The 16,700-nt window shown below is 33.8% G+C and carries 14 protein-coding genes; 4 read left to right on the forward strand and 10 right to left on the reverse strand.

The genetic code is table 11. The features are described from left to right. The first annotated feature begins 21 nt into the window (after positions 1–21). Positions 22–915 (forward strand): ACP S-malonyltransferase, encoded by an 894-nt coding sequence (fabD, locus tag P7122_RS08205; RefSeq protein WP_278005307.1) that lies wholly within the window; start codon positions 22–24, stop codon positions 913–915. A 12-nt stretch (positions 916–927) separates the two neighbouring features. Then, entirely contained in the window at positions 928–1,428 is a 501-nt protein-coding gene (gene lspA, locus P7122_RS08210) for a signal peptidase II (RefSeq protein ID WP_278005308.1), read from the forward strand. 86 nt (positions 1,429–1,514) lie between these two features. Here the strand turns inward: lspA and P7122_RS08215 are convergent, their stop codons facing one another. The 8 genes from P7122_RS08215 to P7122_RS08250 all read right to left on the reverse strand — a co-directional run bounded on the left by P7122_RS08215 (position 1,515) and on the right by P7122_RS08250 (position 12,889). Beyond that, positions 1,515–2,279, reverse strand: coding sequence for a DUF1735 domain-containing protein (locus tag P7122_RS08215; protein WP_278005309.1), 765 nt, complete (start codon positions 2,277–2,279; stop codon positions 1,515–1,517). A gap of 15 nt (positions 2,280–2,294) precedes the next feature. Then, positions 2,295–3,752, reverse strand: coding sequence for a RagB/SusD family nutrient uptake outer membrane protein (locus tag P7122_RS08220; protein ID WP_278005310.1), 1,458 nt, complete (start codon positions 3,750–3,752; stop codon positions 2,295–2,297). Between the two features lie 8 nt (positions 3,753–3,760). Further along, the gene (locus tag P7122_RS08225; RefSeq protein WP_278005311.1) at positions 3,761–6,928 is read right to left on the reverse strand and encodes a SusC/RagA family TonB-linked outer membrane protein; all 3,168 of its coding nucleotides are present in this window, start codon (positions 6,926–6,928) and stop codon (positions 3,761–3,763) included. A gap of 419 nt (positions 6,929–7,347) precedes the next feature. Further along, positions 7,348–8,883 carry a helix-turn-helix domain-containing protein gene (locus tag P7122_RS08230; protein ID WP_278005312.1) on the reverse strand — a complete coding sequence of 512 codons (1,536 nt, stop codon included), beginning with the start codon at positions 8,881–8,883 and terminating at the stop codon, positions 7,348–7,350. Positions 8,884–9,050: 167 nt separating this feature from the next. Beyond that, positions 9,051–9,242: a hypothetical protein gene (locus P7122_RS08235; protein WP_278005313.1), complete on the reverse strand. Its 192-nt coding sequence runs from the start codon at positions 9,240–9,242 to the stop codon at positions 9,051–9,053. A gap of 190 nt (positions 9,243–9,432) precedes the next feature. Then, positions 9,433–10,710, reverse strand: coding sequence for a metal-dependent hydrolase family protein (locus tag P7122_RS08240; RefSeq protein ID WP_278005314.1), 1,278 nt, complete (start codon positions 10,708–10,710; stop codon positions 9,433–9,435). A 10-nt stretch (positions 10,711–10,720) separates the two neighbouring features. Next, entirely contained in the window at positions 10,721–11,740 is a 1,020-nt protein-coding gene (gene galE / locus P7122_RS08245) for a UDP-glucose 4-epimerase GalE (protein WP_278005315.1), read from the reverse strand. Between the two features lie 3 nt (positions 11,741–11,743). Then, entirely contained in the window at positions 11,744–12,889 is a 1,146-nt protein-coding gene (locus tag P7122_RS08250; RefSeq protein WP_278005316.1) for a DegT/DnrJ/EryC1/StrS family aminotransferase, read from the reverse strand. A 127-nt stretch (positions 12,890–13,016) separates the two neighbouring features. On the opposite strand from P7122_RS08250, the gene P7122_RS08255 reads away from it, so the two are divergent. Together P7122_RS08255 and P7122_RS08260 are read left to right on the forward strand one after the other, a co-directional pair. Then, positions 13,017–14,255: a 3-deoxy-D-manno-octulosonic acid transferase gene (locus P7122_RS08255; RefSeq protein ID WP_278005317.1), complete on the forward strand. Its 1,239-nt coding sequence runs from the start codon at positions 13,017–13,019 to the stop codon at positions 14,253–14,255. Between the two features lie 97 nt (positions 14,256–14,352). Beyond that, complete coding sequence (locus tag P7122_RS08260) at positions 14,353–14,583, forward strand: hypothetical protein (protein ID WP_278005318.1); 231 nt, start codon at positions 14,353–14,355, stop codon at positions 14,581–14,583. Positions 14,584–14,636: 53 nt separating this feature from the next. Here P7122_RS08260 and P7122_RS08265 read toward each other — a convergent pair whose 3' ends face one another. Together P7122_RS08265 and P7122_RS08270 are read right to left on the reverse strand one after the other, a co-directional pair. After that, entirely contained in the window at positions 14,637–15,635 is a 999-nt protein-coding gene (locus P7122_RS08265) for a LacI family DNA-binding transcriptional regulator (RefSeq protein ID WP_278005319.1), read from the reverse strand. Between the two features lie 78 nt (positions 15,636–15,713). Continuing rightward, positions 15,714–16,691 carry a T9SS type A sorting domain-containing protein gene (locus P7122_RS08270; protein WP_278005320.1) on the reverse strand — a complete coding sequence of 326 codons (978 nt, stop codon included), beginning with the start codon at positions 16,689–16,691 and terminating at the stop codon, positions 15,714–15,716. Between the last annotated feature and the right edge of the window lie 9 nt (positions 16,692–16,700).

Here is a 16,700-nt window from a genome sequence, read left to right on the forward strand (position 1 = left end):
GCAGCACTAAAAATTAGTTACATGAATGCATACGTATTTCCAGGTCAAGGTGCTCAGTTTTCAGGAATGGGTTTAGACCTTTATGAAAATTCCCCTTTAGCACAAGAACTTTTTGAAAAAGCTAACGATATACTGGGTTTTTCTATCACAGATATTATGTTTGAAGGTTCTGCTGAAGACCTAAAACAAACAAAGGTTACCCAACCAGCTATATTTTTACACTCAGTAATTTTAGCAAAAACATTAGGAGACAACTTTAAACCAGATATGGTTGCTGGCCACTCACTTGGCGAGTTTTCTGCTCTTGTTGCTGCTGGAGCTCTAACTTTTGAAGACGGCCTAAAACTGGTATCGCAACGTGCACAAGCAATGCAAAAAGCCTGTGAGCTACAACCAAGCACAATGGCTGCTGTTTTAGGATTAGAAGATGACGTTGTAGAAAAAGTATGCGAAAACACAGAAGGTGTTGTTGTTGCTGCAAACTACAATTGCCCTGGTCAGTTAGTAATTTCTGGTGAGGTTGACGCTATAAACAAAGCCTGCGAAACGCTAAAAGAAGAAGGTGCAAGACGTGCATTAGTATTACCTGTTGGTGGTGCATTTCACTCTCCTATGATGGAGCCTGCACGTGAAGAATTAGCTGCTGCTATAGAAAACACAACATTTAGCAAACCTAATTGTCCTATATATCAAAATGTAACAGCTTCTGCAGTTACAGATGAAAATGAAATAAAAGCTAATTTAATTTCTCAATTAACAGCTCCTGTTCGTTGGACACAATCTGTACAACAAATGATTGCAGATGGTGCTTCACACTTTACAGAAGTTGGTCCTGGTAAAGTTTTACAAGGTTTAGTAAAAAAAATTAATAGAGAAGCAGAAACTGCTTCTGCCACTTTTGAAACTAACGCTTAATATTTTTCTGTTTTGAATAGAAACCTATTTATTACTCTTCTTATTGTTTTTAATATAGCTATAGACCAAACAACAAAGGTTATGGTAAGAGCTGATATAAAACTTGGTGAGATTATAGAACTTGTAGGAGATAAATTTATACTAACCAACGTCTATAACAAAGGAGCATTTTTAGGAATGGGTAGTGAGATGAACCCTACACTTCGCCTTATTTTCCTTTTAATTCTCCCAACAATAGTACTTATATATGTAACGTACTACATCATAAAAACCAAAGAATTAGATCGTTTAAGTCTAATTGCCTTTTGCTGTATTGTTGGTGGCGGCATAGCTAATGTATTTGACCGTATCGTATACGGTAAAGTCACTGATTTCTTTTTTATAGATTTAGGAGGAATTTTTAAAACAGGTATCTTCAATGTGGCTGATATTTCTGTTACTACAGGTATGATAATGCTACTCTACAGTGGAATTTTTAACAACAAAAAGAACGTTAAAACATCCGATTCATAATTACTAAATTTAAAACATAAAAAAAAGACCCTTTCTGTAAAAAAGGGTCTTTTTTGTTTTGTTAAAAACCTACAAAAAATAATTATCTAAGGTAGAGAAAAGGTTGTGACTTCACTGGCACCAAAAGAGCCTCCTTGGCGAATCACCTCTCCATTTACGGTTAACGAGTAACTACCTTCTCCAAAACTACAACACATACCATCACCATAAACATCATAGATTATGAAACCAAAATCACCATTTTCTATACAAAGTCGTTGCTGTATAGACTGATCATCTAAATCGTCATAACCATTACCAGATGCTATTAAAGTTGGTGTAGTGCTAATATCTGTGTATAATTCCCAACTTGTTTCCTCTGCATAATTATCAAAAGTTATGTCTAAAATAAGCTCGTTCATTGGACAAACAATAACAATATCCATACGCAATGGATGCGGATTTAAGGCCGAATTATCATCAGCAAATCCAACAACCAACCGATCTCCACTTCCAAAGCCATTATCTGTTATTGTAACATCAAACTGAGCTGAAGACGCATTAGCTGGTATAGTAACTGAACTCGGTACATTATAATAATCTGAGCTTATTGTTGTGCCTTGCCCTCCATTAAATTCTAAAGGCAAAACTTCCAGGTTATAAGTTACATCAGAAGATGATTTTCTAGAATTATAAACCGTTATGGTTCTAACTGACGTTCCGCTTTGGTTCAATTCAAAATTTAAAATATCATCCTGAAAACTTATAAATTCATAGTCTGAAACACTGGTTGCATCTGCATCAATGTCGTTATCACACGAAACAAAAATGAGACTAAGCAAAACCAAGGTTGTGTATATTATTTTTTTCATCTTTTTGGGTTTTGATTAAATATTATTGAAACCAGCGTAATTGTCGTTTAAATCCATTTCATCCTCTGGGATTTTTAAAAACAGTAAATTACTATCTGCTGGTACATCTATAGATATTCTATGGATATCGTTTCTGGTAATTGGCAAATTGTAACGTTTAGCATCAAACCATTGTGGACCAAACTCGCCATAAAATTCTTTTTTTCGTTCTAAAAGAATTTCATTCAGTAATGCCTGACCAGAATTTGTAGTTATTGTAGCATTAGGATCTCTTGCAGATTGCAGTGCAAACAACAGATTTCTGGCCTCTGGAATATTACCCAAGTGGTATTGAGCTTCAGCATCGAAAAGCACCATTTCAGATTTTCTTATAATTGGTATATCTGAGGCAAATGTAAAGGCGTACTTGGTAGACACAAATTCTCTCCATGGTGTTGTAGCTGATACTCCATAGATATCAATAAATGTGTTTCTAACATCTGTTGAAGTAAACTCTGCTGCAAACTCTGGGTCTATATACGATGCGTTATAGCTTAGCGTTAAATGATCGAACATAGGTGCTGCATGTCCCCAGAAAAAATTGGTTTCATCAGAGCCATTTTGAAACATTGCCCATAACCATTCTTGATCTTGCATATCGCTAAATCCTGATCCCCAATTTATAGATTGTACTGCTTGGTTTGCATTACCACCATAAGCACTTCTTGCCAAATCTGAAACTCTCTGCCAATCGTCTTGAGTTACAGAATATACTCTTGCCAAAACAGCCTGAGCTACAGCTTTGTTAATAAAACTTTTACCTAATCTGCTATCTGGCAAATCAGCTACAGCATCTTCTAAATCTTGAATAATTTGCCCATAAACCTCACTCATTGGCTCTGGAGGATTACCGCCTACAGTTTCTAAAGAGGTTGGAGTTGTGTAAATTGGTATTCTTTCTAGACTTCTATCGTTGTTATAGTTTGGCGCAAATTCTAAAGCAAGCTCAAACAAATGAAAGCCTCTAAAAAACTTTCCTTTTGCTGTGAATTCTCGTTTTTCTTCTTCACTTAGTCCGTCACTATTGCTAACACCAAAAATTAATGTATTGGCAAAATTGATATTTTCGTAATTAAAATCCCATGTAAAATTGGTACGTCTAAAGTTAGGTTCTCTATTTTCATGACCATAATCAAACCTGTACCAGTTAACGTCTTGAATAATATCATTCCCTTTTACAGCTCTGGCAAAATACATAGCATACAAACCACCTTCATCTGGATTACCTCTATATTGCCCTTTGTAATTGGCTAAAATGCCATTAACAAAGGTCTGTACATTTTCTCTCGACGAAAAAATCAATTCGTCTGTAACACCTGTAGTATCTGAAGGCTCTTCTATATAATCTTTTTCGCAAGACAACATTGTACCAGCCAAGACCATAACCACCAAAGGCATTAATACTCTAAGTTTGTTATTTTTATTTTTCATCATACTATTTTTTAAAATTGAATTAATGTCCCAAACGTAAATGTTCTTTGCAATGGAGATCGATTTGCCGTTAACCCACTAAATGCCTGCTCCGGATCTATACCTCCATGCGACTGCCATGTTATTAGATTATCTCCCTGAAAATACACTCGTAATGAGGTTAGCCCAATATCTTCTAAAGCATCTTCTGGTAAGTTATAGCCTACTGTAATACTCTTAAGACGTAGATAATCGTTTTTAAACAACCATCTTGTAGATTGAGAATTGAAGTTATTGTTAGCTGTAGTTAACCTAGGAAAATCTGTAATATCACCTGGTTGAGACCATGCATTAAAATTATCTGGATGTGCTGATGCACCAATGGCATCAAAATTATTTACTAAACCAGAGTAATCTGTATCTAATAAATAAGCGCCTAAACTAAAGTTAAACAACGCACTAAGATCAAACTGCTTATATCTTATGCTTGTATTAAAACCACCTTGAAAATCTGGCAAAGATTCCTTACCTGTTTCATATCGTGTTGCCTGATCGTAATCATTGGTTACTGTTCTGCCAGTAACATTTCCGTCTGTATCTACTATATCTTGATACCAAAGCGCATCTCCATTTGCAGGATTAACACCTGCCCATTCTCTCATATAAAATTCGAATAATGAATTACCTGGAGCCCACAATTTTGTTCCTTGAACTTGCCTGTCTGTAAATGGAGAGATCTGAATGATTTCATTCTTCAACACTGAAAAATTTCCTCCTACACTCCAACTAAAATCTTTCTTATTAAAGATATCACTGTTTAGCGTTACCTCCCAACCAGAGTTTTCTATAATACCAGCATTAGCTCTAACCACAGGAACTCCTGGTGAAGGTGTTGCTGTAATATCTTGAATTAAATCTTCGCTTCGTCTTTTAAAATATTCTACCGTTCCGCTTAATGCGCCATTAAAGATGGTAAAATCCATACCTAAATTAAGGTTAGTAGATGTTTCCCATTGTAGTGCAGGATCTGGCAATGTACCTGCAGGTAAGTTAGATGGCTGACCTTCTACCGGAGAAATTACAACACCTCCGAAGTTAGCTCCGCCAAACAAAAAGCTTGTTGGAAAAAACCCACCTGGTATGCTGATATTTCCCAGCTCACCATAGGATGCTCTTAACTTAAGATTGTTCAACCAATCTGCATTTTCCATAAAAGCTTCGTTTGTAACATTCCATGATGCGCCTACAGAGAAAAATTCGCCAGTATTATATTCTGTATTAAACTGAGAAGATTTATCCTGTCTTACAGAACCTTCTACAAAATATCTGTTATCATAATTGTAAGCCACACGACCTAACATACTCACAATTCTTCTCTCTGTTCTAAACCCTCCAAAAGATTCTGCAATTGTACCGTTTCCTATTTCTTCCTGACCTGGTAAAAACCCAGTTGCAGACGCACTAAACGTATCTGAAGTTGTTGTATTTGCTTCGTAAATAGCATCTACAGAGATGTTATGTAAATCTGCTATTGTGGTCTTATAGTTAAGCGCTTGAATGGCATTTAAACCTGTTGTTACATTTCTGGCCTTACTTACTCTACCGCCTACTGTTGAGGCTGCACCAATTTCATCATCATCAAAACTATGACTATCAAAAACAAAGTTTTCATAATTTAAAGTAGATCTAAACGTAAAGTTTTTGAGAAAGCTTACTTCTGCATATGCAGAACCTAAATAGTTAGTTCTAATGCGTTGTTCTGTTCCTAATAAAATGGATGCTAAAATATTTTCACCTTGATTTGTTGGCCTATTAAAGTTAACAGGTTGCCCAACTGGTCTTCCATTACCATTACCAAGATCATATATACTATTACCATTATCATCTAAAATAAGATTACCTGCTGCATCTCTTACGTAAATTGGATAAATACCATTTACATTATAAATCCACGAAATGGCTTGTGTAGTACTACCAGATGTTTGATCTGGATTATTAGAATACGATCTAGAATATCCGCTAGTGATACCAAGTTTTAACCAGTCGTTTAACTGAGTATCTAAACCAACTCTTGTTGCAATCCTTTCAAAATCTGACTTAATTACAGGACCATCTTCACTTAAATAATCTACTGAAAAGAAATAATTAGTACTCTCAGTACCTCCCGAAATATTAATATTATGGTTTACTCTTGGTACATTTTCTCTTAAAACCGCATCTTGCCAATCGGTTTCCCATAATAAATTGGCACCTTGCACCAAATTACCATCTGTTCCTATTGGATTAGAAACATTATAAGGATTATATCCTAATGTAGGTATTAAAGCATTTGTAGCATTACTTGCCGCATCTGCTGGAGATTGTCCTTGGTTATACAAATTATCATTTCTAAGTGCTTGCCACATTAGCTTTAAATAATCTTCTGAACCTACAACATCGTGTATACCAACCGCAGGATTAGAAACACCATATTGAGTTCTAACTCTTACACTGGTTTTTGTATTTCGTTGACCTCTTTTTGTAGTAATTAACACAACACCATTTGCTGCCCTAGATCCATAAAGTGATGCTGAAGATGCATCTTTTAACACAGAAATAGATTCTATCTGATCTTGACTTATAGTATTAAGGTTACCTGTAAAAGGTGCTCCATCTATAACAATAAGAGGGCTGTTAGCACCATTAAAACTTCCAAAACCTCTAATAACAAAATTTGGATTGTTACCAGGCTGACCACCTGCTGTGATTAAATTAATACCTGCTACAGTACCTTGTAATGCTCTAAGCGGAGAGGTAACCTGTTGATTTTCGATAACATCGGATTTTACCACAGCAACAGAGCCTACAATGGCTTCTCTTTTCTGCGTTCCGTATGCCACAACAACGACTTCGTCTAAGGCACTCCCATCTTTTAAGGCAACGTTATAGACACTAGCATCTCCAATAAGGATTTCTGCAGACTCCATCCCTACATAAGAGACAACCAATATGTCGCCTTTTGTTCCTTGGATTGAAAACTTACCATCAAAATCTGATTGTACTCCTCTAGAGGTGTTTTTTACAATCACATTAGCGCCTGGCAAAGGCAATCCATCTGATTCTGTTGTGATGGTTCCGGTGATTGTTTTTTCTTGGGCTAAAACCATTTGGGATCCAAAAAATAAATACAACAGAACCAAAGCATAATTTTTTACTTTCATAAAATTTCTTTTTAGATTATACACTTAGTTTGTTGCAATAAGAAAGGTCGGCAGCGAAGTAATTTTAAAGACTAATTCAAAATAATCACTTTGATTGATGACATTAAAGTTAACATGGTCATTTCATAAAAAGCAAGGCTTCGACTGCCTCCCTTTGCAATTGCGTATGTAAAGCAACTTATATGACTACAAATTTGAGGTAAGAATTATAAGAATTTACTTATGCCGACGGATGATTACCTTGTATTTACCTTTTAAAAAAAGCCTTTAAAATTAAATTCTAAAGGCAACTATTTTCTATCTACAGATAGACACTTAAAGAATGTATAAATCGTAAAATTCAGACATTAAAAAACGTTGGTTTTTATGTCCATTATTAATAAAAAACAGAGTGAAATAATAAAAAAACAAAAAAGGAATTAAGCTAATCTAAGTGACCTAATATAGGTAGAAGGTGTTTGATTCATATGCTTTTTAAAAGCCTTATTAAAGGTTACTTTATTATTATAACCCACTTCATAAGCCACTTCTATAATGTTGAGATTTCGTTTTTGATCTTCGTCAAAAATATCTACAGCTTCTAATATTCTGTATTGGTTGATTAAATCGTAGAAACTCATATCAAAATGCTCGTTGATAACTTGAGAGGTGTTATGCCTTGTAGTACCAAGCATTTCAGATAGGGTTTCTAAACTTATGGTATTATTTTTATAAACTTTTTGATGGGTTAATAAGTCTACCAATTGATCTTTTAACTCACTAGAATAGCTCTCTGTAAGGTTAGATTTTTCATACTTTATTGGCAATTTACTTATTCCAAAAACATTTCTGTTTGCATTCATAATAATTTCTGGTCTTAAGCCAGACATTAATGCCATATAGATGATCATGGCAATCATAAAAACAGATTTTAAATAATCAAAAGGCAAATAATCTACCAATTTTACAACTACAGCACCGTGAAGCAGATATGCAAAGGCATAACAAACAAATATAATCATGATACTTCGCTCCCATAAAACTCTACTCTTTAATTCAGAATTATTAGTCTCTACAGTCTTCTTTTTATTTCTATACACACGATAGATTCCTATTGCATATAGACATAATGATAGTGACTTAATAACAACTAAAATCTTTCTACCAATATGAACAGATTCTGTATTATCTATGAGTAAGTTAAACTTCTCTGAAGCGCTTAAGCTATAGTATGGTATAAGCCAAAGTATTAGTAATACAGTTGGTATTAGATGCACAGTATCTTTAAAAGATATTTTATAATTCTCAACTACCCTTTTGAAATAAAAATATAATAATGGACCGTATAAAAATGAAAAAGGTGTAGATATATAGAATGAATGCGGAAACATTAGATTGTAATTAGACATAAACAAACTAATGTGCAGCATAAAAAAAGAATGAAATAGTATGAAAGAACCTATTAACCACACGGAAGTCTTATCTAAATTTCGCTTAGCAAACAAAACAATAACAATAAATACACCTATAACTCCTGTTAAGGCATGCAGTAAGGCTAAAAAATTAAAATGTGGTTTATAGCCTTTACTTAGACTACTGTATGCTTCTGTAGCTTTAATACCAGAAAACACATGGTTATTAAGAATAGACAAGTCTTGCGTATCTTGTATATACTTTTTTATGTGTTGAGAAGCTTTATTAGAATCTTTATTTTCTGAATAAAGTATTGCCAGTGTTTTGGTAATTGCTATGGAGTCGCTTGTTTTGTTAGACAATAGCGTTTCATTAATCTTAATTAAGTCTAATCGCTCAATCGAATCCTTTTTTTTCTGAATTTTGAGTATGCTATCTAACCCTTTTTTAGAAAGTGACTCTAAACAAATTTTTGCATCGGTATAGGCATAGGTGCTTGCCTTGCTTTTATTAAAAAACAAAAGCAAGGCAAGCAATAGAATTATATGCCTTAGAAATACCATTTTCAAGAATTTGGTTGATTATAACAATGCCGATAACTTAAAGTTATGGTTATCAGTCGTAATAAATTCTTAAAAATTTCTTAATTGGTAAAAAAAAATGTAAAATCCGATAAAAGTTTACCCTTTCTCAGACATAAAACTACAATAATAAAACAGCTAAAGATGCCTTATCTAGCTAGCTGGCAATCTTCGCAGTCTTTAATTTCACCGTAATAAGTTTCGCGATATTTATGAAGGGTTTTGTAAGGAATACTTAAGAATTGTTTCTTAACGTAAGTAACTTTTGTAGACAGTACACCCATCTTTTTTGAGAACCGACCTTCTTGCTTTGTTTCTCTCTTAATGCTTATCAATTTCATTATTATCCAATTATCATTAGATACAAAACAACAAAGACTAAGAAGTAATCCCAAGAAATAAATGTTAAATCCTAGTTAAGCCTTTTTAAGATTATCATATTGAAAATCAGACTCAAATATCATTAGTATATTCTTAATGATATAGCGTTTTAGGTAAAAGTCTGCTAATTGATTTTTTTGAGGTATATGGCTATTTTTTATAAATAACACCTTCTTTCATGACAAAAACAACATTTTCCATTGTAGAAATTTTCTTTGTTGGGTCGTCATTTACAGCAATAATATCTGCTAAAAAACCTTCTTTTAGCTTTCCTAATTGATCTTCTACTTTAAGGATTTTTGCATTGGTAACTGTAGCACTTTGTATGGTCTCTATTGCTGGCATTCCTGCTTCAACCATGTAGCCAAATTCTTTTCCGTTTTCACCATGATAAAAAACCGCTGCATCTGTACCAAAAGCAATGCCAACACCTGCTTTATATGCTCTACCAAACATTTCCTGAATCTTTGGACCAATGTTTAACGCTTTTGGAACCACAACATCTGGATAATAGCCTGGAATTTTAGCTTTATCAGACACAAATTTACCTGCAGTAATAGTTGGCACAAGGTAAACATCATGCTTTTTCATGAGTGCCATGGTTTCATCGCTCATTAAAGTACCATGCTCAATGGTTTTTACACCACCTAATATAGCGCGTTGCATACCTTCATCTCCATGAGCGTGTGCTGCTACATGAAACCCGTAATCTTTAGCTGTTTCGCAAATAGCCTTAATTTCTTCAACAGTGAATTGCGGATTCTGTCCACTTTTTGCTACACTTAGCACTCCTCCTGTTGCAGTAATCTTTATTAAATCTGCTCCATTTTTATAGCGCTGTCTTACAGCTTTTTTAGCATCATCTACTCCATTTACTACACCTTCTTTTGGTCCTGGATTTCCCATTAGTTCTCTACTAGAACCATTTGTAGGATCTGCATGACCACCAGTTGTAGCCAGAGCTTTTTCTGCTGTAAAGATTCTTGGTCCTTTTACTTTCCCTGCATTTATTGCATTTCTTAAAGACACATTAACACCCGAACCTCCTAAATCTCTTACGGTTGTAAAACCATTCATTAGAGTGACTTCTGCATATTGCACAGAATTAAAAGCTATGTCAGCATCATTCAATGTATACCCTTCAAGATAAGATTTTGGGTTAGTTTCGCTTTCAATATGAACATGCATATCTATAAGACCTGGCATTACGGTTTTAGATTTTAAATCTATTACGGTATCCTCTTTTTTATCAGGATTGTGATACCCTTTCTTAACCGAAACTATTTTATTACCAGAAACAACAATTGTTTGCTCAGTAAGCACTTTACCAGACTCAGTATCTATTAGTTTTCCACAATGCAAATAAGTGTTTTGGGCTGCTAAAACAATTGAAAATACAAATGCCAGAATACTGAGTAACGCTTTCATGATATAAAGTTTATTGATTTCTAATTTTTTGTTCCCACTTCCATGCAGAAGCCATAGCATCGTCTAGAGTTAATTCGGTTTTCCAACCTAAAACATCATTGGCTTTTGCTGTGTCTGCATAAGCTGCTGTAATATCTCCTTCTCTTCTGCCAACAATCTGATATTTTAAAGTTTTACCAGATACTTTGTCAAACGACTGAATAGCCTCTAAAACAGAACTTCCTTTTCCAGTTCCTAAGTTAAAAACTTCATAGTTAGTATTGTTTTTATCCTCTAACAATCGCTCTAAAGCTACAACGTGAGCTTTTGCCAAATCTACCACATGAATGTAATCTCTAATACATGTACCATCTGGTGTTTCATAATCGCCACCAAAAACTGATAATTGCTCGCGCATACCCATTCCTGTTTGTGTAATGTAAGGCACCAGATTTTGTGGCACACCAATTGGCAACTCACCTATCTCAGCAGATGGATGCGCACCTATAGGATTAAAATATCTTAAGGCAATGCTATTTAGATTTTCATTGATTTTGCATGTATCTCTAATGATTTCTTCACCAATCTGCTTAGTGTTACCATAAGGCGATTCGGCAGGTTTTACAGGTGCACTTTCTGTAATTGGCAATTCATCTGCCTGACCATAAACTGTACAAGATGAACTAAAAATAAAATTTTGCTTTTCTAATTTTGATACAGATTGTAGCATATAAACCAGAGTACCTATATTATTTTCATAATACATTAATGGTTCCTTTACGCTCTCTCCAACAGCCTTACTTGCTGCAAAATGAATAACACCAACAATGTCATTATGCTTTTCAAAAAAACGAATAACATCTGTTTTTACTCTTAGATCTATTTCTTCAAAATGTGGTTTTATACCAGTTATAGCTGTTATACCATCTAAAACATTAATAGAGGAGTTACTTAAGTTATCTATAATTACAACCTCGAAACCTTTATTCTGAAGCTCCACTACTGTGTGCGAACCGATAAAACCTAAGCCTCCTGTTACTAATATTTTCATGTTTTAGTTTTGATTTATAAAATTAAGGACTGTAGTAGTAATAAATTCTATTTGCTCTTCATCTAACTCTGTGTGCATTGGCAATGAGATAACAGATTGTACCAACTGATTGGTAACTTTGAAATCTGCCTCATTATATCGCTCATCTTGATACGCTTTTTGGTTATGAAGCGGAATTGGGTAATAAACACCACAAGGAATATTATTTGCTTGTAAATGCGCAACCAAAGCATCTCTATCTACATCTTTTAGATTTAATGTATACTGATGAAACACATGGCTATCATCTGCATCATGTGCTTCTAAACCTGTAGGTGTGGCAATTTTAGGATGATTTGCAAAAGCCTCATTATACTTTTTTGCTGCTGCTCTTCTTGCTTTATTATAGCTGTCTAAATGCGGTAATTTAGCATCTAAAACGGCTGCTTGTATAGAGTCTAAACGAGAGTTTACACCAACAACATCGTGATGGTAACGCTTATACATACCATGATTTACAATACCTCGTATGGTATGTGCTAAATCATCATCATTGGTAAAAATAGCTCCTCCATCTCCATAACAACCTAAATTCTTTGATGGGAAAAATGAAGTTGATGCTACATGACCAATAGTTCCGGTTTTAGATTTAGTTCCATCTTTGTGTGCGTAACTAGAACCTATACCTTGTGCATTATCTTCTATTACATACAGATTATGCTCTTTTGCTAAAGCCATAATTTCGTCCATCTCTGCTGGCAGACCAAACAAATGTACAGGTACAATTGCTTTAGTTTTTGGTGTAATTGCTTTTTTAATAGCTTCAACATCTATGTTAAATGTTACAGGATCTACATCTACCAGTACTGGTGTTAGTTGTAATAATGCAATAACTTCTACAGTTGCAGCAAATGTAAAGTCTGCTGTAATAACCTCATCTCCTGGCTGAAGCCCCAGACCCATCATTGCTATTTGCAAAGCATCTGTACCATTAGCACATGGAATAACATGCTTAACACCAAGATAATCTTCTAAGTTTTTTTGAAATTGATGAACCTTTGGTCCGTTTATAAATGCTGCACTTTCTAAAATCTCCTGAATTGAAGGATCTACAACATCTTTTATTTTTGCGTATTGACTCTGCAAGTCAACCATTTGTATTTTTTTCATTCCGTGAAGGATTATATATGTTCTGAAATGCATTCTTAAAAATGCTCTAGGCGAAAATACAAAATTGTAACTGCTAAGCCAATGCATTTTTACTGAAAGAAATGTATTTTAGCACAAACTTTTTGTATTGAAACTACTTTATTCTTTAGGAATCTACATTGCAAGTTTTGTGCTTAACCTGTTAGCACTTTTTAACTCTAAGCTAAAACTAGGTGTAGTTGGAAGGCGCAAAACATTCAAAACCTTGACTACACACGTAAAACCTAATGACAAAACATTTTGGTTTCATGCTGCATCGCTTGGTGAGTATGAGCAAGGCCTTCCTATTTTTGAAGCTTTAAAAGAAAAATATCCTAATTACAAAGTGGTACTTTCATTTTTCTCTCCATCTGGATATGAGGTTAGAAAAAACTCTAAAATTGCTGATGTTGTGGTGTATATGCCTTTAGACACCAAAGCAAATGCAAAAAGGTTTTTAGATATCGTAAATCCTGATTATACCATTTTTGTGAAGTACGAAATTTGGCCAAACTTTTTACAGGAACTAAAAAAGAGAAACCATAAAGCGATACTTATTTCGGCTGTATTTAGAGAAAACCAAGCTTTCTTTAAATGGTATGGTGGCTTTATTAAATCGGCTCTATTTGGCTTCAACCATATTTTTACCCAAAACGAAAGTTCAAAAATACTTCTTGAAAGTATCAATTATAAAAATGTTTCTGTCTCAGGAGATACAAGGTTTGATCGTGTAAACAATCAATTAAACGTTGATAATTCAGTTGATTTTATTGAAAATTTTAAACAAGATAATTTATGTATAGTTTTTGGCAGTACATGGCCAGACGACGATAAGCTTTACATGGACTACCTTAACCATCTAGACTTTAAAAACCTAAAAGTTATAATTGCACCACACAATATAAAGCCTAGCTATATAGAATCTTTAAAATCTCAAATAAAGACTAATTCTATTTGTTTTTCAGAACTATCTAAGGACAAAAAACTTTCAGATTACAATGTTTTTATTTTAGATACTATTGGCTATCTCAGCAGAGTTTACAGCTATGCAGACATCGTATATATTGGTGGTGCTGCAGGCACAACTGGCTTACACAACATTTTAGAACCTGCTGTATTTGGCACACCTATAATTATCGGAAAAAACTACAGTAAATTTCCTGAAGCAGATGCTCTTATAAAACTAGGTGGTGTTACTTCTGTCTCAACTTCAGAAGACTTTAGTACTACAATAAAAATGCTTATTTCTGACACTTCGTTTAGAGAAAACCAAGGTTTAACAAACAAAAACTTCATAGAAAAAAATAAAGGAGCTGTAATCCAAATTCTAAAATCTATCCGTATATAACTTATATACACTATTAATAAACGCTAGAATTTTATTAAAAATTCATTAAAATTGTTAAATTAGTGTATTAACAACAATTAACACTAAAACCATTAAAATGAAAAAAGTTGTATTAAGTTTAGCCTTAGTTGCATTTTTAGGCTTATCATTAAACTCTTGTAGAGAAACTAAAAAAGAAGTTGAAGAAACAGTAGAAGAGGTCGAAAAAGAGACTGAAGGAGCTATGGAAAAAGCTGGAAAAGCCATGGACAACGTCGTTGAAGAAGGCAAAGAAGCTGTAGACGCTGTAGATGATGCCGTAGATGAAGTTGATGGTGAAGACAACTAAAAACACTAATTATAAAAAAAAAGCCTGAATTTACTTCAGGCTTTTTTATTTCTCTATTTTGTAGACTCTCCTAATTTGAGTTCACTTGGCACCACAATGGTCTTTACTTTATGATCTTCTGATTTTAAATTATCTATTAGTAGCTTTACAGACATCTCACCTATTTCATACGCTTTTTGATGCACTATAGATATCTTAGGACTAGATAACAATTGAGTGTGCTCATAACCAAACCCTATTACAGATATATCTTTTGGAATATTTTTCCCTGTTTTTTTTGCCATATTAATAGCAATAATTCCTGTAATATGGTCTATTGAAACAATAGCGTCTGTTTCTGGATTGTCTTGAAGATAATTGTATATATGCTTCTCTACATCATCTACCTTACTTAATTTTAAAACATTAGATTTTAAATTAGCATCTTCAATAGATTTTTGATATCCTTTTATCCTTAACTTCCCTACACTTAACTCTTCAATATTACTTACCAATAAAATATGCTTTCTCTGTTCTGTTTTAATTAAGTATTCTGTTGCCTCAAATACAGACTGAAAATCATCCACCACAACCTTGTCGCAAGTGATTTCGTTAACAACTCTATCAAACATTAAAACAGGTATTTTGTTATTAATTACCGTATTAATGTGCGCGGTTTGCTCTAAGACTTGACTTTCTCTGGCTACAGCAATTATAAATCCATCGACACTTCCGTTAGACAACAATTCTAAACTACGTTGCTCTTTTGTTAAAGATTCATCTGAAAGGCAAACAATAATATCGTATTTATTTTTGGTTGCGTTAGTTTCTATACCATGTAAAACCTCAGCAAAAAAAGGATTTGTAACAGTTGGCAAAATTACACCAATAGTTTTTGTTGTATTACTCTTTAATTGCTGTGCAATACGATTGGGTTTGTAATTAAGTTTCTCTGCTAATTCATTGACTCTTCTTTTGGTGGTGGCACTAATTTCATGACTGTCATTTAGTGCTTTTGACACTGTAGATACCGAAATATTTAAGAGTTTTGCTAGTTCTTTTAAAGTAGTCATAGATTATTTTTTGGTTAAATAAAAAAGAGCGTATTGTAAAAATACGCTCTTTCTTTATTCTATGAATTAGAATCGTTATTAATTTTTAATTAACTTGATTGTTTTAGAACCGTTTTCACTTTCAATCTTAGCCATATAAACACCAGTTTTTAATGATGCTCCGTTTATAACTACTTCATTTGCATTTGAATCCATTGATAGCACTTGTTTACCTAAAATATCGTAAACAATCACATTTTTTATAACATTAGTTCCTGATAATTTCCAATTTCCTTGGGTAGGATTTGGGTATACAGAAAACTTATCTTCTACAACACTACTAACACCTAAAGTTTCTTGTCCTGCAACATTCCACTCTAAATTAATTGTCTTATCTTCATTAACCTGAATGTACCTATTAGTATAAGTACCATCAGTTGCTGTATAAGGATCTCCTGGCGAAAAATTTTCTTGATCCGTCCAAGCATCCACAGTAATTTTGAATTGGTATGAATACTCTTCTAAAGTTAAAGTTATGCCATACATTCCACCTCCCATATCGGTTAATGTATTACCACAATCTCCGCACCAATTACCAAAACCTTGCCCATTATGGTTTTCACCATTGATATGAACATTAGTAAAAGAGCCTCCATAGCCATACATATCTACTACGAAATTTACAGTAAAAGAAGATGGCCCTGTTGTATTCTCGTAACAAGAACTAAAAGGTGCTGTTTCTAAGACCATATCAGATCCTTCAACAACAAGTCTTCTATTATGATTTCCATAATTAGTTATTGTACAAACATCACCTTGAGAAAAAGCATCTTGTCCTGCCCAATTATCATAAGTAAACTTATACTCATATTCACCATCTGGCAATGACAATGTTGCTTCCCAAATATCACCTCCAACATTTGTTAATGCATTAGCATCACCACTCCAAGAGTTAAAACTTCCACTTACATAAGGTGTTGTAAAAGTTTGTCCAGACATATCTACACTAAACGTAATATTATTTTGTGCAGAAACGGTTGTACCGATTAACAATAAAATAAAGTAAATGTGTTTCATATATTATAT

This window comes from Winogradskyella marincola (assembly GCF_029624125.1).
GTDB lineage: Bacteria > Bacteroidota > Bacteroidia > Flavobacteriales > Flavobacteriaceae > Winogradskyella > Winogradskyella marincola.